The sequence below is a fragment of the Clostridium ragsdalei P11 genome, from assembly GCF_001675165.1.
In the GTDB taxonomy this organism is placed as follows: Bacteria; Bacillota; Clostridia; order Clostridiales; family Clostridiaceae; genus Clostridium_B; species Clostridium_B ragsdalei.
Window position 1 is genome coordinate 69,500 of sequence record NZ_LROS01000075.1, and the last position, 24,378, is coordinate 93,877.

At 31.7% G+C, this 24,378-nt stretch carries 15 protein-coding genes; 3 read left to right on the plus strand and 12 right to left on the minus strand.

The window, feature by feature from the left end:
* Positions 1 to 162 precede the first annotated feature (162 nt).
* A complete protein-coding gene (locus CLRAG_RS18285) occupies positions 163 to 2,076 on the plus strand; it encodes an ABC-F family ATP-binding cassette domain-containing protein (RefSeq protein WP_065079707.1) in 1,914 nt (637 codons plus the stop codon).
* A gap of 379 nt (positions 2,077 to 2,455) precedes the next feature.
* On the opposite strand, the gene CLRAG_RS18290 is transcribed toward CLRAG_RS18285, so the two are convergent.
* From CLRAG_RS18290 to CLRAG_RS18320, 7 genes are all read right to left on the minus strand, one after another.
* Entirely contained in the window at positions 2,456 to 3,250 is a 795-nt protein-coding gene (locus tag CLRAG_RS18290; RefSeq protein WP_065079708.1) for an ABC transporter permease subunit, read from the minus strand.
* An 18-nt stretch (positions 3,251 to 3,268) separates the two neighbouring features.
* Positions 3,269 to 4,186, minus strand: a complete 918-nt coding sequence (locus tag CLRAG_RS18295; RefSeq protein WP_154105028.1) for an ABC transporter ATP-binding protein — start codon at positions 4,184 to 4,186, stop codon at positions 3,269 to 3,271.
* 290 nt (positions 4,187 to 4,476) lie between these two features.
* Entirely contained in the window at positions 4,477 to 5,748 is a 1,272-nt protein-coding gene (locus CLRAG_RS18300; RefSeq protein ID WP_065079710.1) for a dihydroorotase, read from the minus strand.
* 371 nt (positions 5,749 to 6,119) lie between these two features.
* On the minus strand, positions 6,120 to 7,061 hold the full coding sequence (locus tag CLRAG_RS18305; RefSeq protein ID WP_065079711.1) for a 3-hydroxyacyl-CoA dehydrogenase family protein: 942 nt from the start codon (positions 7,059 to 7,061) through the stop codon (positions 6,120 to 6,122).
* A gap of 40 nt (positions 7,062 to 7,101) precedes the next feature.
* Positions 7,102 to 7,389 carry a thiamine-binding protein gene (locus tag CLRAG_RS18310; RefSeq protein ID WP_065079712.1) on the minus strand — a complete coding sequence of 96 codons (288 nt, stop codon included), beginning with the start codon at positions 7,387 to 7,389 and terminating at the stop codon, positions 7,102 to 7,104.
* A gap of 130 nt (positions 7,390 to 7,519) precedes the next feature.
* Positions 7,520 to 8,290 (minus strand): LytR/AlgR family response regulator transcription factor, encoded by a 771-nt coding sequence (locus tag CLRAG_RS18315; protein WP_065079713.1) that lies wholly within the window; start codon positions 8,288 to 8,290, stop codon positions 7,520 to 7,522.
* Positions 8,283 to 9,971: a LytS/YhcK type 5TM receptor domain-containing protein gene (locus tag CLRAG_RS18320; RefSeq protein ID WP_065079714.1), complete on the minus strand. Its 1,689-nt coding sequence runs from the start codon at positions 9,969 to 9,971 to the stop codon at positions 8,283 to 8,285. The genes CLRAG_RS18315 and CLRAG_RS18320 overlap by 8 nt, the downstream gene beginning before the upstream one ends.
* Before the next feature lie 316 nt (positions 9,972 to 10,287).
* Between CLRAG_RS18320 and CLRAG_RS18325 the strand changes: the two genes are divergently transcribed.
* Together CLRAG_RS18325 and CLRAG_RS18330 are read left to right on the plus strand one after the other, a co-directional pair.
* Positions 10,288 to 12,081 (plus strand): carbon starvation CstA family protein, encoded by a 1,794-nt coding sequence (locus CLRAG_RS18325; protein ID WP_023162324.1) that lies wholly within the window; start codon positions 10,288 to 10,290, stop codon positions 12,079 to 12,081.
* Positions 12,082 to 12,370: 289 nt separating this feature from the next.
* Positions 12,371 to 14,161 carry a carbon starvation CstA family protein gene (locus CLRAG_RS18330; RefSeq protein WP_023162325.1) on the plus strand — a complete coding sequence of 597 codons (1,791 nt, stop codon included), beginning with the start codon at positions 12,371 to 12,373 and terminating at the stop codon, positions 14,159 to 14,161.
* Positions 14,162 to 14,239: 78 nt separating this feature from the next.
* On the opposite strand, the gene CLRAG_RS18335 is transcribed toward CLRAG_RS18330, so the two are convergent.
* The 5 genes from CLRAG_RS18335 to tsaD form a co-directional block, all read right to left on the minus strand.
* The gene (locus tag CLRAG_RS18335; RefSeq protein ID WP_065079715.1) at positions 14,240 to 17,161 is read right to left on the minus strand and encodes an insulinase family protein; all 2,922 of its coding nucleotides are present in this window, start codon (positions 17,159 to 17,161) and stop codon (positions 14,240 to 14,242) included.
* A 22-nt stretch (positions 17,162 to 17,183) separates the two neighbouring features.
* On the minus strand, positions 17,184 to 18,038 hold the full coding sequence (locus CLRAG_RS18340; RefSeq protein WP_065079716.1) for a patatin-like phospholipase family protein: 855 nt from the start codon (positions 18,036 to 18,038) through the stop codon (positions 17,184 to 17,186).
* A 27-nt stretch (positions 18,039 to 18,065) separates the two neighbouring features.
* Positions 18,066 to 18,878, minus strand: coding sequence for a pyrroline-5-carboxylate reductase (proC, locus tag CLRAG_RS18345; RefSeq protein ID WP_065079717.1), 813 nt, complete (start codon positions 18,876 to 18,878; stop codon positions 18,066 to 18,068).
* Between the two features lie 174 nt (positions 18,879 to 19,052).
* Positions 19,053 to 22,499 (minus strand): pyruvate carboxylase, encoded by a 3,447-nt coding sequence (locus CLRAG_RS18350; RefSeq protein ID WP_207644840.1) that lies wholly within the window; start codon positions 22,497 to 22,499, stop codon positions 19,053 to 19,055.
* 508 nt (positions 22,500 to 23,007) lie between these two features.
* Positions 23,008 to 24,033 carry a tRNA (adenosine(37)-N6)-threonylcarbamoyltransferase complex transferase subunit TsaD gene (tsaD, locus tag CLRAG_RS18355; RefSeq protein ID WP_065079719.1) on the minus strand — a complete coding sequence of 342 codons (1,026 nt, stop codon included), beginning with the start codon at positions 24,031 to 24,033 and terminating at the stop codon, positions 23,008 to 23,010.
* Positions 24,034 to 24,378: the final 345 nt, after the last annotated feature.

Consider the following 24,378-nt stretch of genomic DNA (forward strand, 5'->3'; position numbering starts at 1 on the left):
TTACAAATGTAATTGAAAGTTAATTAATTATAATTTCTTTTAAAAATAAATTTAAAACACCAATTAGCCCATATTACAATTTTCTAATTATAATTATAACATAGGACTACAAAAAAGTTACTATACATAGTAAAATGTTAATGATTAAGGAAGGTGTTACTAATGGTTGTTTTAAGTTGCAATAATATTCATAAAAGTTATGGAATAGAAATTATACTTGAAAATATAACTTTCAACATAAATGATGGAGAAAAAGTAGGATTAATCGGTCCAAATGGAGCTGGCAAATCCACCTTATTTAACATTTTAACAGGTAAAATAAATTATGACAGTGGAAATTTATTTATAGATAAAGCTAAAACAGTAGGATATCTAACTCAACATCTGTCATTGGATTCTTCAAATACTATATATGACGAGATGCTTACTGTGTTTCAGGATCTAATTAATTTGGAAAATAAGTTAAATAAATTAGAAGCCTTGATGAACGAACCTTACGATGCCCAAAATGAAGAGTATAGAAATAAATTGATAGATAAATATACCACCTGTTCAGAGCTTTATACAAACAGGGGTGGCTATACCTACAAAGCTGAAATAAACAGAGTTTTAAGTGGATTAGGTTTTCAAGAAAATGAATTTCTCGATCCTATAACTGTGCTAAGCGGTGGGAAAAAAACAAGGGTGGCACTTTGTAAACTGCTTTTATCTAAACCTGATATCATTCTTTTAGATGAACCTACTAACCACCTGGATCTAAACGCTATAGAATGGCTAGAAGAATATTTAAAATCCTATAAAGGTACTATCATAGTAATATCTCATGATAGATACTTTTTAGATGCTATAACCCAGTCAACTATGGAACTCATAAACGGTCATATAAATTTTTATAACGGAAATTATACTACTTCTTTGGAGTTAAAACAAAAAAATTATGAAGTCCAGCTAAAAGCCTATAACATGCAGCAAATAGAAATAAAAAAGCAAGAGGAAATTATTGAAAAATATAGATCTTTTAACAGGGAAAAAAGCATAAAGGCAGCAGAAAGCAGACAAAAGATGTTAGACAAAATTGATAGACTAGCTGCTCCTGACAAAGATGAAAAAATTAAAGGCATAACATTTAAAACTCAGATAAACAGTGGAAATGATGTACTTCACGTAGAGAACTTAAGTAAAAGTTTTGATGAAAAACTATTGTTTAAAAACTTAAATTTTGATATAAAAAAAGGAGAAAAAACAGCTCTAATTGGTGAAAATGGTAGAGGCAAAACTACGTTTTTTAAAATAATCCTAGGTAAATTAGAACAAGATGTTGGACTTTGCAAATTAGGTAAAAATGTGTTAGTAGGTTACTATGACCAAGAACAATCTGACTTAAATGTTGAAAAAACAATTATAGACGAAGTATGGGATAGCTATCCTAAGCTCACCACTACAGAAATAAGAAATGCTCTAGCCAGCTTTTTATTTACAGGAGATGACGTATTTAAAAAAATATCTTCTTTAAGTGGTGGAGAAAAATGCAGGATAAATTTATTGAAGCTTATATTGTCTGAATCTAACTTTTTACTTTTAGATGAACCCACAAACCATCTTGACATAACATCCCGTGAAGCCTTAGAAGAAGCTTTATTAAACTACAATGGCACCGTGCTTGTAATTTCCCATGACAGATACTTTTTAAACAAATCCGTCAATAAAATATATGAATTAAATGAAAATGGTGCAAAAGAATACTTGGGTAATTACACCTATTATGTGGAAAAGAAAAAGAATCCCTTGAGATTTGAAATGGAAGAGGAACAAAGTTCAAAGACTAAAACTCAAATACAACATGAGAAAAAAAAGAAAAGAGAACTTGAAAAGTCTAAACGTGAAAAGAAATCTAAAGTTAAAAACATTGAAGAAGAAATTTCAAATTTAGAAGACCACGTACTTGAACTTCAGAAAGAACTGTGCCTAGAGGAAGTTTATTCTAATCCTGAAAAAAGCAGTGCTGTAAATAAGGAACTTTCAGATACACAAAATGAAATAGAAACTTTATACGCTGATTGGGAGAACATGTTATAGAGTTTCTAAACAAAAATAAACTTATACTAACCATATGCTAACAAATTTCGTTACGTTAAAAACTTTTAATAAGTCTAAAGCTCGGCATTTTGAAATCTAAAGAAGCTTAGATAAACTCGTACCTCAGACATATCTAAGCTTCTAAGATTTCTAAAATGCCTCGCTAAGACTTACCAAAAAGTTTTTAAATGTAACTTCAATTTTGTTATCATATTTTACGTATAAGTTTATTTTTAAGTCAGAAACAGATATAAATTATAGCAACCAAAAAATCTTATATTAATGAATGAAAACATATGCATAATTTCATAACTGCACCATAATCAGTTTCAGTATATCATGAAACTTAAAGTACATTTAAAGAATTACAAACAGCTATTTAAATCAATTTCTCTGGAATAAATTTAGAGGAAATCCTTTTTATCAATAGATAATCAAGTACTAAGAGAACACCACCTGCTATAAGCATTACAAGATTATCGAGTAAAAGTATACCTGTCATTTGAGCTACTAATATAAGAATCACTGGAATGACAAGAAGCCCGCTTACCTGTTGTGCTTCCTGAAATGTTTCTGATTTTGCCGATACCATAACAGTAAATGTTAGCGATAATAAATTGATTGCAGGTGAAATCCAAAGTATGATTATAATCCATTTTATGTCCGGGAAAATGAGTCCTCCAAAATAGATAAAACCACCTATATTACATATGATGCCAAAGACTATAAATGAAATGAAAGTCACGATGTAGGATGGCACAAAAACCCCTAAAATCTTAGCTCTAAGCAATTGTTCCATGGATATTGGTGTGTAAAGCAGAGACTCCATAGTTTTATGCTCTTTTTCTCCCACAAAACTACTGGCTCCAATAACTCCTGAACACATTATTGGAATTATAAGAAAGTATGACGGAAACATAAAGTCTATACTTACTTTTATTAAAAGCTTAGCTGGAGTATATGCTGCATATTCAGGAGGCAATTTTCTTAGAAGAGGAGCCATTTTTGTAAGCATACTTGAATCATTTCTAATAAAGTTCGCACCAATAAGTATTCCTAATGGTATGATTACAATCAAAATAATCGGTACAATAGTCATAGGCATAATAACACGTTTTGAACTTGTTATTTCATTTATATCTTTATAGATCAATGCTTTTTCACTTATATTCATACTCTAACCCCTCCAGACTTATAAAGTTACATCATTAGATGTGCCTTTTATATATTTAAAGTACAGTTGTTCTAGTGACCATTTCTTCTGCATCGCCTCATAAATTTCCCCACTGCTTGTCAGTATGCCTTGTATTAGAGTATTTGCCTCTTTATCTCCTAAAATAGATTTGCTATATATATTATTACCTTCATGGATAAATCCAAGTTTTTCCGAAATATTTTTTCCTCTAATTTTTAATTGAAGAGCTGCATTTTTCCTTAAAGCAAGTTCATTAAATGTACCTAAACCAAGGATACTACCATTATTTATAAAACCATATAGTGTGCAGATATCTTCAGCATATTTTAATTGATGGGTGCAAAGAAATATTGTAACCTCGTTTTCCTCTGCAAGTTCTTTTATAAGCCTTGTAACATTTAGTGCATTTTCTGGATCTAAACCAGAAGTAGGTTCATCAAGAAATAAAATCTTAGGATTATGAACTAATGCTACAGCCAGAGAAACTCTCTTTCTCATTCCCGTACTGAAAGATTTTACCTTCCTGTTTTTTACATCTAATAACTCCAGCCTTTTCAATATAAAATCAGTACGTTCATTAAGCAATTTTTCACCCATTCCATGCATTTTGCCAAAAAATATTAAATTTTGCTCAGCAGTAAGGTTCTCATAACAGGAAGAACTTTCAGTCATAACCCCACATAATCTATGAATTTCAATATTATTTTTTCCCACAGGTATTCCTAAAATTTCAGCATATCCTGACGTTGCCGAAAGAATTTCATTAAGAATTCTAACTGTAGTGGTTTTTCCTGAACCATTAGGGCCAAGAAATCCAAATATCTGGCCTTTTGGTATACTTAGACTTATATTGTTCAAAGCATTAATCTGCCCATCGTAAGACTTTTTAAGATTTTTTATACTTATTGCATTCACTTTTTTCACCTAACCTTTCTTTCAGTTTTTTCTTGATTGTTGTCTCATCTATACGAGTATTTGTTCCATTACAATTATTATCCTCAAATCATTTATCTACCTTATTAAAATATTCATTTCTTTCTATCGCCTATAAATAATATTTTAGATGTTGACCTATTTACCGTAAATGGAGTTGTAGTTGATCTTAGTTGAAAAAATCAACTTGCAGGAAACATGATTTCATAATTAAAGCCCTGCTTCTTTTTATTAAGCAAGGCTCATATATAGCTTATTTCTCAGATAGCACACTATTTTTCGTCTTCATACACAATAGTTCCCTTATATATTGTGTTCTTTACTTTTCCATACAACTTTTCACCTATAAAAGGAGAATTGCATGACTTAGAATAAAAGTCACTTACCACATATTCTTCCTCAGGATTAAATATTACAATGTCTGCCCTATGTCCTTCTTTTATATATCCCCTATCCAATCTATACAACTTTGCAGGATTTACAGTAAACTTTTCTATAACATCCATGTAACTTAAATATCCTGGTTTAACTAATTTTGAAATTGCAAGAGAAAGTGCAGTTTCAAGGCCTATCATTCCACTTGGTGCTTTAGAAATTTTACCTTCTTTTTCTTTTTTTGAATGAGGTGCATGGTCTGTAGCTATTATTTCAATTGTGTTATCTTTCAGTGCCTCGATTATAGTCTTTCTGTCACTTTCCATTCTCAAAGGTGGATTTACTTTTGCATTTGCTCCCTTTTTCAAGACTTCCTCTTCTGTTATGCTAAAATGCTGCGGTGTTGCCTCTGCCGTTATATTTGCACCCATCTTTTTTGCCCATCTAACAAGTTCAACAGATAAACCAGAGCTTATATGTTGAATATCAATTTTTGCTTTAGTTGATATTGCAAGTGCTGCATCTCTTGCAACAAGCACATTTTCTGCTTCTCTGGGAGAGCCTTTTATCTCTAATGCGTCTGCTATTTTCCCTGAATTTATTCCATTTTCACTTATTAGTTCCGGATCTTCTTCGTGAAAGCTAAGAACTACATCAAGCTCCCTTGCCATGTTCATAGCCTCAACTGCTGTTTTTGAACTTATAATTGGTTTACCATCATCAGAAAATCCTACTGCTCCAGCTTCCTTTAACTTTTTCATGTCTACAATTTCTTTTCCAGCCATTCCTTTTGTTATAGAAGCTACTTGAAGTACTTCAATTCTTGCCATTTTAGCCTTGTTCAATATATAGTCTAAAGTCTCAACATTGTCTACCACCGGTTTAGTATTCGCCATACATATAACCGTTGTATATCCTCCCCTTGCAGCTGCATTTGCTCCAGTAAATATATCCTCTTTATAGGTAAAACCAGGATCTCTAAAATGACTGTGTATATCTATAAAACCTGGAGCAACTATGCAAGAAGACGCATCTATAACCTTATCTACATTTTTTTCATCTATGTTTTTATCAATTTTTACTACATTTTCATTATCTATTAAAATATCCACATTTTCATTTAATTTGCTCAATGGGTCAATGACATATCCGTTTTTTATAAGTATCATTCAAAATCCTCCTACTATATTCATAAGCTATTTTGCATTTATTCTACCAGAAACAGATAACTTTAGCTATCTATTCCCATAGAAAATGTAAAAAGAGTTTCTAACTTAAAAATCAACTTATACGTAAGCATATTTTTAATAATTAATAGTTAAGAATTAATAGTTAATGTGGATTTTTTTCCACTACACTACAAAAAATCTTTGATTAAGCTTTTTCACCACTCGTTTCGCTAAAGCGAAACATTGGTGATTCATATAAATTTAAAGATTTTTTGCGATAGCTAAAAATCATCCTTCACTATTAATTTTTCATTATTAATTCTTAACTTAAAAATATGTCTGCGTATAAATTGATTTTCTGCTTAGAAACTCTATTTCTCCTTAGAATCTCTCTCTAAAAAGTCTAAAAGTACTTCTGTACGTTCTTTTTGTTTCTTTTCTAAATCTTCTGGTGTCCAATTATAAAATCCTTGTCCACTCTTACTTCCCAAATTTCCAGCTTCAACTTTATCCTGCATTAACTTAGAAGGTTTTGTATAATTACATAAATCTTTAAATAAATATGTAGATATATTATGAAATATGTCTAAGCCTCCTAAATCTGCACTGCATAATGGGCCTGTAACAGGTAATCTTCTACCATGTCCATATTCCATGGCTTTATCTACCTCTTCTGGTTTTGCCCAACCTTGTTCTACTATATATAAGGCTTCTCTAAGAAGTGCAAGTTGAAGTCTATTCCCTATAAACCCTAAACATTCCTTTTCCATGCGAACAGCTTTTTTACCTATAAACTCAACCCAGTTCATGACTATTTTCATCGCATCCTGTGATGTTTTTTCTCCTGGTACTACTTCTACCAATGGAATCAGCTGTGGTGGATTCCAAAAGTGGGCAATTGCTACTCTTTCAGGGTACTTTGTATTCTTAGCTATAGCTGTTGGACTAAGTCCTGAAGTATTACTAGTTAAAACTACATCTGGTGAACAAATTTCATCCAACTGCCTAAAGATATCCTGTTTTAACTCTAAGTTTTCAGCTAATGCCTCTATTACAAAATCAGCATCTTTAGCAGCTTCTTGAATTGTTTTAACACCCTTTATTTTACTTAAAATTTCTTCACATTTTTCATCTGACAATTTTCCTGCAGCCTTTAAACTATTTAAGCTAGATTTTATATTATTAAATCCTCTTTCCAAGCTTGCATCAGATCTGCCATACATAACTACATTTAATCCTGCTTTTGCAGAAAGTAATGCTATACCATGTCCCATAGTTCCAGTTCCTAAAACTGCTATATCTTTGATGTTCATTATTCTTTACCTCTTCCTAATACAAAAGTTGAAAACCAGTTTATCTGTATTTCCCAATTTTCTCTTCCATAGTCACACCTGTTGGCTTATAATCTATTTTTACTATAGATGCAACTCTCTCCGCCCCTCCTTCTACACATATACTTTGAGCCTTTTCTACTATTTTCAGAAGTTCACTCAATTCACCTTCCATAGTAGTTTCCATAGGTCCTACTTCATACTTTACCCCAGTAGAAGCTATATACTCTATAACCTTATCAACAACACCATACAAATCCTTATCCTTTACTACAGGTAACACTTGAAGACTTACATTTACTACTGCCATAATACATTTCTCCTTCACAATTTAATTTTTAACTATTTTGTCAATTACAAACCATATATAAGGTTTCTAATTGAAATTTGTCATTACATGATCTGTATAAGCTAACTTTCTAACCAAGAAACTCTATAATTCATATCTTAAGCAATTCTCTTAATTTTTTTACGTTACTTCTGCTTATAGGAATTTCTGATTTTTCTTCATCATCCATAACCAGCTTATAAGTTCCATTAAACCAAGAATATAATTCTTTTATATTATCCATGTTTACCAGGTAGCTCCTATGACATCTAAAAAAATTAGTTTTCTCTTCTATCTGATAAAGAGTTGTCCCAACCAGATATCTGTCATTTTTAGTTTTAACATAGGTTTTATCATCTTCTATGTAGCAATAATAGATATCCTTTACATTTACTAAAATTATCTTTCCTTGCCTCTCACAAGGAATTCTTTTTACCAAATTACTCTCTTTGTCTATTTTACTTACTATTTCATTTAATATATCAGGTATTTTTTCATTTTCTGAACTTTTTTCACGCCATTTGCTAATTAATCTTCTTATAGTAACAGCTATTCTCTTTTCATCAAAAGGTTTAAGTACATAATCAAGGGCATATATTTCGAAAGCCTGAACTGCATATTGTTCATAAGCAGTAACAAATATTATATCTATTGACTTATCAAATTTTTTAATGACCTTTGCCAATTCAATACCATTTTTTAAAGGCATATTTATATCTAAAAATACAGCATTTGGTTTTTTATTTTTTATAAGATCTAGTCCACTTTTACCATCGTATGCAATTCCTTCTACACATAAATCCTCATATTTTGATATTATATAATTCAATTCCTCCGCAGCAGGAATCTCATCTTCTACAATAACACATTTCAGTTTATCCATTTACCGATGAAACCTCCTTCATTGATATGAGGAAACTAATTTCAGTTCCATTATTTAAAGAAGTCTTTATACTTAGCCCATGGTCTTCCCCATATAATAGTTTTAATCTTTCATTTACATTCTTCAATCCTATTCCAGGCCATTTAGTTAAAATTTCATTTAATCTTTCATTGCTCATACCTACCCCGGTATCTTCTACTGAAAATAATATGTCTTTATCCTTAAAAGATGCCTTAAGATATACACTGCCGCCCTCAGGTTTGGGCAGTATTCCATGTTTTATAGCATTTTCTACAATAGGCTGTAGTATGAATGCAGGAACCTTGGCTGTCATCATTTTATCTGGTATATCAATAATTAGCTTCAGCCTATTTCCAAATCTAGCTTCTTCAATAGAAATGTATGATTTAGTAAATTCTAATTCATCTTTTAAATAGGCAAAATCCTCTTCTCTCTTTAAAGTTTGTCTAAAATAATTTGATAAATCTATAATAAGTTCCCTAGCTTTAGAGGGGTTTGTCCTACAAAATGACGATATAGTATTTAGGGCATTAAACAAAAAATGAGGTTGTATCTGGGATCTTAGCGCTTTAAATTCTGCTATAGATGCTTCTTCTGCCAATTTATTTAGTTTATATAATTCTATCTGGTTAGAGAGTAAATCGCTTAGTTCTTGTACAAATTGTATAAAATAATTGTTAATATCTTTTTTTGACTTCAATCCAAGTCCCAGTACTCCTTGAAAACCAGAGTTTGGTATATTAAATGGTGCACACACAAAAAACATCTGTCCTTCATTTATGATTTTATAAACAGGAAATTTATCACCCTTATATATACTTTCTCTTAATCTTATCTTATTTATGTTTTTAACAGAACAAGTCAAAATATCACTTTTATCCCCTATAAGTATTCCATCAATATTTGCTACTTCATATATTATTTTTGATACATTTTTAGCTGTTTCCTCTCCAAGTCCTTTTCTCATATATTTTACAGTTCTCTTTGCAATGTTTAAAGCCTTTTGTGCTTCTATAGCTCCAACTTTATTATATTCTTCCTTAACACTTTTTATTATACTTATAAAAATAACAGTACCTAATGAATTTATAAGTATCATTGGGACAGCTATAATTTTTACTAATATAAGTGCACTTATAAGAGGTCTTGCAAATATTAGAATTATTATCATTTGAAAACATTCTGCAACTATGGCCGCAAAAAATGCGTGTTTTACATTAAGGCTTTCATCCTTGGAATATTTTCTTGCAATACCTCCTATAAGCCCTTCTACTATAGTTGCAATAGTGCAAGCAACAGCTGTAAACCCACCTAAAGCATACCTATGGACTCCTGAAATCAATCCTACTATAACTCCAATTAAAGGTCCTCCAATATATCCGGACACTATGGCTGCAATAGGTCTTGTGTTAGCTATAGCATCATGCATTCCCAGATACCCCAAAGCCATAGTTTCTGAATTAATATTATTAGCTGGTTCTACATTTACCCCTGTATAATTACTTAAAATACCTAGAGTACTAAAAAATATTACAAGTAAAATTTTATCTGCAGTTCCCAGCTCATCTTTGATTAATTGTTTTAAAATACTAGAATGATTGTACATATATGCAGATAAAGCAATTAAGGCCATGTTCTGAAGTAATTTAAGATAAATCAAAGTATATCACTCCTCGTATAATTATCTATGAGAACTAGCAGGAACCAACTATTTGAACTTTTGTGCCTAAAAAATATAATAGCACCCCTTATATTATAATAACAAAATTCAATTGCTTTGTTAACTTTATTATATAAATACCTCTTACCGATTACCATCTATTTTCGACTATTTATCACCCTTTTTTACCATTTTAGAGTGCATTAGTATGAAAACGAATAAATTCGGACTATTATCAATATGTAATAACGTTACCATTGTTATCTATTAATCAAGCACTTTTAATTTATTAAAAATTTTACAAGGAGGTACTTATATGAACTCTATAGTACTAGTAATTATAGGAGCTTTAGTATTAGTTATAGGCTACAGACTTTATGGATCATTTTTAGCCGCAAAAGTCCTAGTTCTAGATGAAACAAGAGAAGTTCCCGCTAAAAAATTTGAGGATGGGCATGACTATTTGCCTACAAACAAATGGATGCTTTTAGGACAGCACTTCGCAGCCATTGCCGGTGCTGGGCCACTTATAGGACCAGTTTTAGCAGCACAATTCGGATATCTTCCAGGTACACTTTGGATTTTAATAGGTGGTGTACTAGCTGGAGGAGTTCACGATATGGTTATATTGTTTGCTTCAGTTAGACAAGATGGTCAATCCATAGCCGAAATTGCAAGAAAAAATTTAGGCGAAAGAATGGGTTATATTACATCAATTTCTGTTATTTTTATACTAATAATTACCATGGCAGGCCTTGGGCTTCCAATAGTAAACTCTCTTGCCAGTAGTCCATGGGGAACTTTTACCGTAGGTTTTACTATTCCAGTCTCAATATTCATAGGTATTTATCTTAAATTTATAAGACCAGGTAAAATAGGTGAAGGTACCATAATTGGTATGGCACTTATTTTATTAGGAGTTATTTTAGGACCAACTATCCAAAGTTCAGCACTTGCTCCATATTTAACTTTTAATGTAAAGCAAATGTCACTTATACTTGCTATATACGGTTTCTGTGCAGCTGTTCTTCCTGTATGGCTCTTACTTATTCCAAGAGGTTACCTAAGCACTTACATGAAAATTGGAGTTATGGCCGCACTTGTAGTAGGTATTGTACTTGTAAGACCAGAACTTCAAATGCCTGCTCTTACTAAATTTGTAAATGGTGGAGGACCTATAGTTCCAGGTAAAGTATTTCCATTTATATTTATAACTATAGCTTGTGGTGCTCTATCAGGTTTCCATTCATTGATAAGTACTGGTACAACCCCTAAGCTTATTGCCAATGAAAAGGATATTTTAGCTGTTGGTTATGGATCAATGATTATAGAATCTTTCATAGCTTTAATGGCATTAATTGCAGCAACTTGTCTTCCAACTGCTGATTACTTTGCTATAAATTCAACACCAGCTCTATTTGCAAAACTAGGTATGGTTCCAAAAGAACTCCCTATGCTTCAGCAGTTAGTAGGAGAAAACTTAGTAGGAAGAACTGGCGGTTCAGTATCATTAGCTGTTGGTATGTCTTACGTATTCTATAAAATTCCTGGACTTAAAGGATTGATGTCTTACTGGTATCATTTCTGCATAATGTTTGAAGCATTATTTATACTCACTACTATAGACTCAGGTACTAGAATAGGAAGATATTTATTTCAGGATTTATTCGGAAAATTCTGTAAGCCTCTTGCAAAACAGGACTCCTGGTTTAACATAATATTCTTCAGCTTGCTTATGTCTTTCTGTTGGGGATATTTACTGTGTACAGGTAATATATCTACAATATGGCCTTTATTTGGTGTGGCAAATCAAAGTTTGTCAGCTATAGCCTTTGCAATAGGTACTTCAGTACTTATAAGAATGGGCAAGAGAAAGTATATACCTATTACAATAATACCTATGGCATTTATAAGTGTGGCTACTTTAACTGCATCAGTTGAAAATATAACAGGAAACTATATTCCAAATCATAAAACTACACTTACAGTGTTATCTTTAATTCTCATAGCTATAGTAATAATTATACTTTATGAAAGCATAAGACACTGGATTAAAGATTTAAAATCCGGAGATTATGATAAGCCTCAAGAAGAAAAAATAGTTGGATAAATAGGGTTTATCCTTAAAAGTTTTATTCACAGTGTGTATGAAAAAAAATTCACACTGTGAATTTTTTTTATAAATTTTTCACACTGTAAAATTCAATTATGTTATTCAACTCATTGTAAATACCATTCACATGTTATTTTTGACCATTCGCATCCGTTTTTTTGCACTTTGGAATATTTGGGTATGAAAATCAATAAATTCAGACTATTATAAACATGTAATAAAATTCATATAATTAATTATTAATGAACTATTTATAATTATTAAAAATTAAAAAGGAGGTTTTTATATGAATTCTATAGTACTAGTAATTATAGGCGCTCTTGTATTAGTCGCAGGCTACAGAATATATGGATCATTTGTAGCAGCAAAAGTTCTAGCATTAGATGAAACAAGAGAAGTCCCGTCTAAAAAGTTCGAAGATGGACATGATTATGTACCAACTAACAAATGGATACTTCTTGGACATCATTTTGCTGCAATTGCAGGTGCTGGACCACTTATAGGACCAGTTTTAGCAGCGCAATTCGGATATCTTCCAGGTACACTTTGGATTTTAATAGGTGGTGTACTAGGCGGTGCCGTTCACGACATGGTTATCTTATTTGCTTCAGTTAGACAAGATGGACAATCAATTGCCGAAATTGCCAGGAAAAATCTTGGTGAAAGAATGGGTTATATTACATCAGTTTCAGTTATATTCATACTCATAATAACAATGGCAGGTCTTGGACTTCCTATAGTAAACTCACTTAACAACAGTCCATGGGGAACGTTTACAGTTGGATTTACTATTCCAGTTGCACTTTTTATAGGTATTTATCTTAAATTCTTACGACCAGGTAAAATAGCTGAAGGTACAATTATTGGTATGGTACTTATATTACTTGGAGTTATTTTAGGACCAACTGTTCAGCATTCAGCTTTAGCACCATTTCTTACTTTCAATGTAAAACAAATGTCACTTATACTTGCCGCTTATGGTTTTTGTGCAGCTGTACTTCCTGTATGGCTTTTGTTACTGCCAAGAGATTATTTGAGTACTTACATGAAACTTGGAGTTATGGCAGTACTTGCAGTAGGTATTATATTTGTAAGACCAGAACTTCAGATGCCTGCTATCACTAAATTTGTAAATGGCGGCGGTCCTATAGTTTCAGGTAAAGTATTCCCATTTGTATTTATAACCATTGCCTGTGGTGCTCTATCAGGTTTCCATTCATTAATAGGTTCTGGTACTACACCTAAACTTATTTCAAATGAAAAAGATATACTTCCTATAGGTTTTGGTTCTATGCTTCTAGAATCCTTTATAGCTTTAATGGCATTAATTGCTGCAACTTGCCTTCCAACTGCGGATTACTTTGCTATAAATTCAACACCAGCTGTATTTGCAAAACTAGGCATGATTCCAAAAGAACTCCCTATGCTGCAACAGCTAGTAGGAGAAAATTTAGCAGGAAGAACTGGTGGATCTGTATCTCTTGCAGTTGGTATGTCCTACGTATTCTATCAGATTCCTGGCTTAAAAGGATTGATGTCTTACTGGTATCATTTCTGTATAATGTTTGAAGCATTATTTATACTGACAACTATAGACTCAGGTACTAGAATAGGTAGATACTTACTTCAAGATTTAATCGGTAAGTTCTGCAAGCCTCTTGCAAAAAAGGATTCTTGGTTTAACATAATATTCTTCAGTTTGCTTATGTCTGTATGTTGGGGCTACTTACTGTATACAGGTAATATATCAACTATCTGGCCTCTATTTGGTGTAGCAAACCAAAGCTTAGCAGCTATAGCCTTTGCAATAGGTACATCAGTACTTATAAGAATGGGCAAAAAGAAGTACATGCCAATTACAGTAATACCAATGGCATTTATAAGTGTGGCAACTTTAACAGCTTCAATTGAAAATATAACTGGCAACTATATTCCACACGGTAAAACTACACTTACAGTATTATCTCTAATCGTTATGGCCATATTGATAGTTATACTTTACGAAAGTATCAAGCATTGGATTTCAGATTTAAAATCAGGGAAGTATGACAATACACCTGAAAATACCGCAGTTTAGTAAAACACCCTAAAGTTAAAATGTTATCCACAGTGTGAATAAATATGTATTCACACTGTGGATTATTTTATTTTATGCTTATTCAAACAAACTAACCATATTATTAAATATATCTTTATTTTCTTTTATTTTTTGTTCATTTCCAAGTACACATACATTATTTTTGTCCATTACGCTGGAAATAAGTTCTGAAAACCCTGCTATGTCCTCAGGCTTAGTACTTAGTATTTCTTCTCTTTCCTTTTGTAGGTCATCATAACTTATGTGTCTTATATAGTTTTCAGCAGCACGTTCTCCCTTCATAGAAGGTGACAGTGGAAAATCCAAATCTGATATAGTACCTATTATATATTTAGTCATCTGCCTGCTGTCTGCTTTAAAGTTTGCAAAGAACTTACTTGCATTATCATATACCTCAACAGTATGTTTCAAATTTGGATCTCTATAGGATGTAAAAAACATATTTCCATTTCTCTGAAAAGATGCAAAGCTTCCGTAAGCTCCTCCTTGAACTCTTACCTGATTCCATAAATATTCATAATTAGCTATGGATCTTAATACCTGAAGGCTTCCACTATAAGAATATCCGAGATCTATATAGTTATAAGCTTTAGCTACATATTGAACTTTAGATGAAGTCATAAGTCCTTCATTTTTAGGCTTCAAGTCAAAATTATACTCTACTTTACATATCTCATTATCTTTTAATTCATGAAATAAATCCTTAGAAGCACTTTTAAAATTACCATAATCTTTTTCATCACAAGTTATATTTACAGTCAGGTTATTTTTATTAAATATATTATTTGAAACTTCCTCTAATTTTTTGCTTATTTCCTCTGACTTACTATCAAAATTCTTTTCTAAATCTGATATAAATTTATAAAACTCTAAACCACTGAGCATATCTTCATATTTACTTATAGGCGAAAAATAAGATGAAACATGATTTGCAGCTACTACATGGCCTCTTTCAAAAATAGCCATCTCTATTCTAGATTTAGTTTCCTGAATTATTTCTCTCAATCTCTTCTTTTCTTCAAATTTTGTATGATTTATTATATCATTCAATATTGAAATTAATTTTGGTAAGTTATCCACAAGAACCTTTGATCTTACTACAAACTTAGGATAGAATTTGTGGCTATTTCCATTTTCTCCAAAGGATTGAGCAGAATAACCTATTCCTCCTGTATATATATTTATTTCTTTGGCCAGTTCTTCATAATAACAATTTTCAGTGCTGACTTTTCCAAGTACCGCACTTAAAAGTGATATATATGGAATAAGTTCTTCTTTTACTGTATTACTATCAAAATAAAGGTTTAAATAATAAATTCCATTAGTGAATGTTGGATAAAACAATACTTTTACTTTATCCTCTTCCTTTTCTTCAAGTTTCAATCTCTTAGCCTTTGGATCTATATCTGATATGGACAAAAGTGGTATTTTCATCAAGTCTTCCTTGCTATCCCCACTTTCCTGTCTCTTTTTCAATTTTTGAGTATCTTGTATTATTTTTTCTAATTCACTGTCTGAAAGTCCCTTCTTAAAATTATTTAGTTTTTCCTTTAATGCTTTTTCCTTCTTTTCCTCAAGACCCTTTTCAGGTTTAACTATTACCATAGATCTATGGTTGTTTTTTAAAATATATTTATCTATAAGTTTTTCAAAATAATTATTGTCCAATTCAGATTTTATCTTATCCAATACTTTTTCATAATTTAAGTGAATCCATGGCTTCTCACCATACAACCAACTGTCCATGGACTTCATCCCATATATTAATCCCTTAGGATATCCCCTATAATCTGCTTCTCTAAGCTGGAATTCCTTTATATTCAACGAAGCTTCTACAAGCTTTTTATCGATACCCTTGTTAACCATATCTTTTAAAGTAGTTTCTACTACCTGCTTAAATTTATCTTTTTCACTTTCATTAGAATTTTTACATACTATTCCAAGCATAGGCTGAAGCATACTTGGTTCAAATACTCCAAATACATCCTTCCCTATATTAGCATCAATTAGTGCCTTTTTTAAAGGTGAAGATGGAGTTTCTAAAAGTAAATGCTCCAGTATATCAAATGCTAGGTACAGCTCACTGTCCACAGCTTTTCCCACTGAATAGTTCATACTTAAAAATGTTTTATCTTCTTCCCTTTCACTACTTGAAATAGGATATTTAATTGTCATCTGTCTCTCACTACTAAAAGAAGTCTGATTTAATATAGTAGAATCTACATTTTTTCTAGTAAAGTTGCTTAAATACTGTTCATCTAAAAATTTCAGTTTTTCCATAATGTCCATATTACCATACAAATATATATAGCTATTTGATGGATGGTAATACTTATTATGAAATTCTACAAACTGCTGTTGAGTTAGCTCCGGTATCACATCTGGATCTCCTCCAGATTCTACTCCATATTGGGTATCTGGATAGAGAGATTCCATCATTTTTCTAAGAAGTATGGACTCTGGAGATGAGAAAGCACCTTTCATTTCATTGTATACTACACCTTTATAAGTTAAATCTTTGTCTTTGCTATCAAGTTCATAATGCCACCCTTCCTGCATCATTATTTCTGGGTACTTATATATATTAGGGTAAAAAACTGCATCTAAATATACATCCATAAGATTTACAAAATCCTTGTCATTAACACTCGCTACAGGATACATGGTTTTATCTGGAAATGTCATTGCATTTAAAAAAGTATTGAGAGAGCCTTTCACTAGTTCTACAAAAGGTTCTTTTACAGGAAATTTTCTTGAACCACACAATACAGAATGTTCAAGTATATGTGGAACACCTCTGCTGTCATCCGGCGGCGTCCTAAAACTTATTGAGAATACTTTATTGTCGTCTTCATTTTTTAGGAAAAATAATCTAGCACCACTTTTTTCATGTTCAAAAAGCATTTCCTCAGAATTTATCTCATCTAATTTTTCCTTCTCTAGTAATTTAAAGCCATTGTATGTTTTTCCTAAATCCATATCAATTCTCCCTTCCTATTATTTACCCCACAATCCATTTCTCTAATTTATCATAACACTGTGAAGCTTCTTTATACCCTTGATTATATAGTTCAGTGAGCTTATTTTTATCTTTTTCTATCCTCCTAACTTTAAGCTGATCTTTAGGCCTTATTACAAATACCTTTCCTTCTCTTTCAAGTTGTTCTATATAGCTTAAAGTATTGTTGTATTTTTTATGTCTGTCTATCATTGCATTCACTAACCCTTTATAATTATAGTATATTTTGTTTGCTAAAAATTTCATTCTAAAAGGCTTTTTTACATAATCCTTATTTCTGGTTAAAATAATTACATTTTTATTATTCCCATCTTTTATAGATTTTTTTATAGGTATGGGATCTGAAATTCCTCCATCTAATAAATTTAGCCCCCTAAATTTTACTATAGAAGCCATAAAAGGTAAGCTGCTAGAAGCTCTTATCACATTAAATATTTCTTCATCTAAACATTGATTTTTATCAAAATATACAGGTTCACCTCTATCGCAGTCTGTAGTTGTTATTATAAATTTTTCACTTGCATTATTGAAAGATTTTTTATCAAATATCTCTAGTTTATTTGGTATTTCATCAAATATAAAATCTACTCCAAAAAGTCCCTTCTTAAATATCAAATTTCTGCAGCTCAAATATCTGGAATCATTCACATAGTTTATGTTTATCCTTTTGTTTCTTCCCTTTTGTCTTGAAATGTAGGAGCATGCATTGCAAGCTCCCATGGATACTCCTATAACATAAGGGAAATACAAATTCTTCTCCATAAAAAAGTCTAATACTCCAGCAGTGTATAATCCTCTCATACCTCCGCCTTCTAAAACTAATCCTATACCTTCCATATGTTCTGCACCTTTCTTACTATAACATCAAACACGCTTTGACATTTCAATTGATTTTTCTGTACATTTTTTCACAGCTTCAATAACCGTTCCCCTAAAGTTATTTTTTTCAAGTGAATAAACTGCATCTATAGTTGTACCTGCTGGAGAACATACATTATCTTTGAGTATTCCCGGATGCTGTCCTGTCTCAAGTACCATTTTTGCTGCACCTAAAACTGACTGTGCTGCAAATTCATAGGCCATTTTTCTTGTCATTCCACTTAAAACTGCACCATCTGCCAGTGCTTCTATAAACATATATACATAGGCGCCTGAAGATCCACTTACACCTACAACTGCATCCATAAGTTTTTCATCTACTATTTCCGCTCTTCCTAAGCTTTTAAAAATATCCACCGTAAAATTTAAATCTTCTTCTTTAACTACATCATTAACACATACTGCAGTCATACTCTCCCCCACTTGAGCAGAGGTATTTGGCATAGTTCTTATTATAGGTAATTTCTTTTCGAACCATCCTTCTACAGATTTAATATCTACACCTGCAGCTATAGTAACAATAACTACATCTTCTTTTATTTCTTCTTTTATTTCTTCTATAACTTTTTTATATACGTTTGGTTTTACACTCAAAAAAAGCAAATCTGAAAATCTAGCCACTTCATCATTGCTTTTAGCCGTCAAAATTCCGTATTTCTCTTCAGTAGATTTAAGTTTTTCATAAGATCTATTACTTGCCATTATACTTTTACTGTTAATTAATCCTGACTTTACTATTCCGCCAATTATAGCTTGAGCCATGTTTCCGCATCCAATAAATCCAATATTTTTGTTCATCTTCATACCTCTTTCCTACAATTTGTTTTCTTTCAAATGCCTAAATTTAAACCGCTAAATTGTCATTATTAATATATTCTAACATAACTGGTTAAGTTAGTGAAGTTAAGCTATTAGAGTATTAAAAAATAAGGTACTATTAGAAACTCTAATAGTACCTTTAATAATATTTACCTATTTTAATCTAATTAAAAGTTCTCCAGTTTTAACTCTCTGGCCTTCTTTTACAAATACTCCATCAATTACTCCTGCTTCAGCAGCTGAAACATTTGTTTCCATTTTCATAGCTTCTATTACAATTAAGCTCTGGCCCTCTTCTACTTTATCTCCTGGTTTTACAAGTACTTTAACAATGTTTCCAGGTATACTTGATCCTATTTCTTTTTCATCATCTTCATCTGCCATAACACATGAATTTTCTTTTATTCCTGATCCAGAGAAAGCCAAGTTATCTTTTATCCTTATGTCTCTCTTAATACCATTTACCTCAAATACTAAGAATCTGTATCCTTCATCATCAACTTTTGTAATCTCTAATAACTGTACAAATAAACTCTTTCCTTCTCCTATTTCAACTTCACAAAGTTCTCCTTCCGCAAGTCCATAGAAGAATGTTTCACTTTCCATTCTGCTAAGATCACCATATTCACTTAAGAATTTAAGATAACCTTCATATACATCAGGATACATAGCATAGCTTATAAGTTCTTTATTATTAAATTCTCTCTTATATTTTTTAGTTAAATACTCTTTTATTTTGGCAAAATCTTCTGGTGGTAAAAGTTCTCCTGGTCTTACCGTAAAAGGTTCTTCTCCCTTTAAAACTACTTTTTGAAGTTCCTTTGGGAATCCTCCCATAGGCTGACCCATCATTCCCTTAAAGTAAGAAATTGTAGAATCTGGGAAAGTTAAGCTCTTACCTTTTTCATAAATATTCTTTTCATCTAAATCATTTTGTATCATGAATATAGCCAGGTCTCCTACCATTTTTGAAGAAGGAGTTACTTTAATTATGTTGCCAAGCATTTTATTAACTCTCTTATACATTTCCTTTACATCTTCAAAACGATCCCCCAACCCAAAACTTTCAACCTGAGGTTTTAAGTTTGAATATTGACCTCCTGGTATCTCATACTTGTATATTTCTGCAGTACTCGACTTAAGTCCTGACTCAAACTGACTGTATATAGGCCTTACATCTTCCCAATAGTTAGATATTTTTTGAAGATTATCTGCATCTAACTTAGTATCTCTAGGTGTATTTTTAAGTGCTGCTGCTATTGAATTCAAAGCTGGCTGGCTAGTAAGCCCAGACATACTATTGAATGCAGTATCAGCTATATCAAGTCCTGCATCGGCAGCCATGAGTACTGTTGCCACACCATTACCTGTAGTATCATGAGTATGAAGATGTATTGGAATAGATACCTCATTCTTAAGTGCTTTTACAAGTTTATAAGCAGAATATGGCTTTAATAGGGCAGACATATCCTTTATTCCAAGAATCTGTGCTCCAGTTTTCTCTATTTCTTTAGCTAAGTTTACATAGTACTGAAGTGTATATTTATCTTCCTTGTCATCTAATACATCTCCTGTATAGCACATACATGCTTCAGCTATTTTTCCTTCTTTTAATGTCTGATCTATAGAAACTTCCATTCCTTTAAGCCAGTTTAAAGCATCAAATACTCTAAATACATCAATACCTGAAGCTGCAGATTGTTTTATAAATTCTCTAATAACATTATCAGGATAGTTCTTATATCCTACTGCATTAGCTCCTCTTATGAGCATCTGGAATAGTATATTAGGAACCTTTTCTCTAAGTTTTTCTAGTCTTTCCCAAGGAGATTCATTTAAAAATCTATAAGCTACATCAAAAGTTGCTCCTCCCCACATTTCCATGGAGAAAAGATCGTTTGTCAATACTGATTGTGCTTTTGCTATCTTAAGCAAATCTCTAGTTCTCACCCTAGTTGCCATAAGCGACTGATGGGCATCTCTCATAGTAGTATCTGTAATAAGAAGCTTATCTTGTGATTTTATCCAATCAACTAATCCATCTGCTCCTTTGGTATCAAGTATCTGCTTCGTTCCACTCAATTTAATATTTTCTTCTACTTTTGGTACAATAGGTATATTAAATTTCTTCTTCTTTCCACGAGTCTCATTTACTACTTTATTTCCTATAAATTTAAGTACACTCATCTCTTTATCTAGTTTTGGTTTTATATCAAATAAATCTGGATTATCTTCAATAAAATTAGTATCACATTCACCTTTTATAAACTTTTCATGACTTAACACTTTTATTATAAAGTCTGCATTTGTCTTTACTCCTGATATAACAGTCTCATTTATAGACCTTATTGCCTTTCTTATGGCATCTTCAAAAGTTCTTGACCAAGATACAGTTTTTACTAGCAAACTATCATAATGAGGACTTATTACTGCGCCTGTAAATCCATTCCCTCCATCAAGTCTTATACCAAATCCAGAACCAGTTCTATACATATCTATTCTTCCTGTATCTGGTGCAAAATTATTTAAAGGATCTTCTGTCGTAATTCTGCATTGTATTGCATATCCTTTTAACTCTATATCATCTTGAGATTTTATTCCTATTTCCTTAGAATCAAGTGAATGCCCTTCTGCAATAAGTATTTGATCTTGAACTATATCTATTCCTGTAACCATTTCAGTTACAGTATGTTCTACCTGAATTCTAGTATTCATCTCTATGAAATAGTGATTTCCGTTTTTATCAACCAAAAACTCCAAGGTACCTGCACTTGTATATCCTACAGTTCTTGCAATTTTTAAAGCATCTTCACATATTTGTTGTCTTTTTTCTTCTGAGAGGGCTAAAGATGGTGTAAATTCTATCACCTTTTGATGTCTCCTCTGTATAGAACAATCTCTTTCATACAGATGGACAATATTGCCGTACTTATCTCCGAGTACCTGCACCTCTATGTGTTTTGGACTTTCAATATATTTTTCAATATATATTTTTTCTGAACCAAAAGCTTTTCTGGATTCGTTTTTAGCACTGTTGTAGGATTCTACGAGATCTTTTTCTTCCCTTACTATTCTCATTCCTCTGCCGCCACCGCCATCAGCTGCTTTAATCATGACAGGATATCCACAGAACTTAGCAAATTTTAAAGCTTCTTCTTCTGTCTTTATAGCCTCTTGAACTCCTGGTATTGTTGGAACCCCAGCCTTTTGTGCAACAATCTTAGATTTTATCTTATCACCAAGCATCTCCATCATATCTGATGTAGGTCCTATAAATTCAATACCTGCTTCTTTACACTTTTTTGCCAATTCAGGATTTTCTGATAGAAATCCATAACCCGGATGTATTGCATCTACATTTTTCTTCAAAGCTATATCTATTATTTCATCAATATCTAAATATGCTTCTACAGGTCCCTTATTTTTCCCTATCATATAGGATTCATCAGCTTTAGTTCTGAAAAGAGATCTCTTATCCTCATTTGAATATACTGCTACAGTAGTTATTCCCAATTCTTTACATGCTCTGAATATTCTTATGGCTATTTCTCCTCTATTCGCTACAAGAACCCTCTTAAACCTCTTTAACAAGTACGCCATCCCCTTTTATAAAAATTATATATTTTGTATAAATATTAATATTCATTAATATTTATTAATATTTACTATTAAATATCTGAGTCACATTACTATTATATATAAGTATCAAAATTATTTCAATTGAATTTTTATTTTTTTTGCCTTGCATAACAGTTTTATTTTGAAAATCTTCTTGTATAGTGTGTGAATACTGTATGTATACGTTACAATGGAATTTGTTATCTACAGTTTATAGTTTGACAATATATATATTAATATGCTATTTGCAATTTTTCTTTATACAGAAAATCAATATCGATACCATTTATTATATATCGTGTAATGCATTTTGTAAATAGTATATTCTATATATTATTTATGCTACTCAATATATTGTGGTAAATTATTCAACATGATAGAGTTTCTAAACGAAAATAAACTTATACTCCGAATATTTTGGTAAGCCGCAAATACGGTTAAATATTCTTACGTATAAGTTTATTTTTAAGTTAGAAACTCTATAACTTATCTATCTTTCTCCTAGTTTTAAGTTTGGAATTGCATTTAAACTTAGAGGACTTCTAGTCCCTTTCATATACTCAAAATATGCGGCACTTCCTATCATAGCTCCATTATCCGTGCATAATATAATCTCTGGAAACAAAACCTCTATATTCCTTTCATGACCTGCATTTTTTAAAGTTTCTCTAAGACAGCTATTTGCAGCTACTCCTCCTGCTACAGCTATTTTATCTACATTTTTCAACTTGCATGCCTTCATAGCATTGTCTACTAAAAAGCTTACTACAGCCTTTTGAAACGATGCTGCTACATCAGCTCTGTTTATTTCTTCATTTTTCATTTCCTTTTGATTCAAATAATTTAGCACAGCAGATTTTAAGCCACTAAAGGAAAAATCAAGGGAACTTCCATCATGAAAATTTGCCCTAGGAAATTTAATTGCATCTGGATTTCCTTCCTTCGCTAACTTATCAATTTTAGGTCCTCCTGGATACCCAAGTCCAATAGCCCTTGCAACTTTATCATAGGCTTCTCCAGCCGCATCATCTCTAGTTTGACCCATAACCTCAAATTTTCCATAGTCCTTCATATAAACCAAATAAGTATGCCCTCCAGATACAACCATACATACAAAAGGCGGTTTTAAATCTTTATATTGTATAAAATTAGCACTTATATGTCCTTCTATGTGATTTACTCCTATTAAAGGCTTGTTAAGTGCATAAGCTAATCCTTTTGCATACTGAAGCCCTACAAGGAGTGCCCCTACAAGTCCTGGTCCATAAGTAACTCCTACAGCATCTATATCATCAAATGTAATACCAGCCTTTTCAATAGCCTGCTGTGCTACAAGACTTACAACCTCTATATGCTTTCTTGAGGCTACTTCTGGCACTACTCCTCCAAATTTCGTATGTATATCTATCTGCGAAGATATTATATTAGACAAAACATCTCTTCCATTTACCACCACAGCTGCAGAAGTTTCATCACAGCTGCTCTCTATAGCAAGTATTTTTATATCTCTTTCCATAATTTCTTACCTTCCTACATTTCATATAAAGTTATTAAAATTTGTCTCTAATCCACTTGTTTAGCTACCATTGAATTATACTACTTATCTTTTTTATAGTATAGTATATTTCCAACTTATTTCCCGGGACTTAAAATCCATATGATATAATATAGCCATATTATAATTTAACTCAACTTTCACATTTTAAAAACTTTGCGAAGCAACTTTTTTAATTAATAGTTAAGAATGAAGAATTAATAGTTAATGTGGATTTTTTTCCGTTACACTACAAAAAATCTTTGATTAAGCTTTTCATAACTCGTTTCGCTAAAGCGAAACATTGCTGATTTATATAAATTTAAA

What these genes read in the sequence shown, in the direction of transcription:
- CLRAG_RS18285 (WP_065079707.1), top strand. Translation starts at nt 163, where the DNA reads ATGGTTGTTTTAAGTTGCAATAATATTCATAAAAGTTATGGAATAGAA.
- CLRAG_RS18290 (WP_065079708.1), bottom strand. Translation starts at nt 3,250, where the DNA reads ATGAATATAAGTGAAAAAGCATTGATCTATAAAGATATAAATGAAATA.
- CLRAG_RS18300 (WP_065079710.1), bottom strand. Translation starts at nt 5,748, where the DNA reads ATGATACTTATAAAAAACGGATATGTCATTGACCCATTGAGCAAATTA.
- CLRAG_RS18305 (WP_065079711.1), bottom strand. Translation starts at nt 7,061, where the DNA reads ATGAACATCAAAGATATAGCAGTTTTAGGAACTGGAACTATGGGACAT.
- CLRAG_RS18310 (WP_065079712.1), bottom strand. Translation starts at nt 7,389, where the DNA reads ATGGCAGTAGTAAATGTAAGTCTTCAAGTGTTACCTGTAGTAAAGGAT.
- CLRAG_RS18315 (WP_065079713.1), bottom strand. Translation starts at nt 8,290, where the DNA reads ATGGATAAACTGAAATGTGTTATTGTAGAAGATGAGATTCCTGCTGCG.
- CLRAG_RS18325 (WP_023162324.1), top strand. Translation starts at nt 10,288, where the DNA reads ATGAACTCTATAGTACTAGTAATTATAGGAGCTTTAGTATTAGTTATA.
- CLRAG_RS18330 (WP_023162325.1), top strand. Translation starts at nt 12,371, where the DNA reads ATGAATTCTATAGTACTAGTAATTATAGGCGCTCTTGTATTAGTCGCA.
- CLRAG_RS18335 (WP_065079715.1), bottom strand. Translation starts at nt 17,161, where the DNA reads ATGGATTTAGGAAAAACATACAATGGCTTTAAATTACTAGAGAAGGAA.
- CLRAG_RS18340 (WP_065079716.1), bottom strand. Translation starts at nt 18,038, where the DNA reads ATGGAAGGTATAGGATTAGTTTTAGAAGGCGGAGGTATGAGAGGATTA.
- proC (WP_065079717.1), bottom strand. Translation starts at nt 18,878, where the DNA reads ATGAACAAAAATATTGGATTTATTGGATGCGGAAACATGGCTCAAGCT.
- CLRAG_RS18350 (WP_207644840.1), bottom strand. Translation starts at nt 22,499, where the DNA reads ATGGCGTACTTGTTAAAGAGGTTTAAGAGGGTTCTTGTAGCGAATAGA.
- tsaD (WP_065079719.1), bottom strand. Translation starts at nt 24,033, where the DNA reads ATGGAAAGAGATATAAAAATACTTGCTATAGAGAGCAGCTGTGATGAA.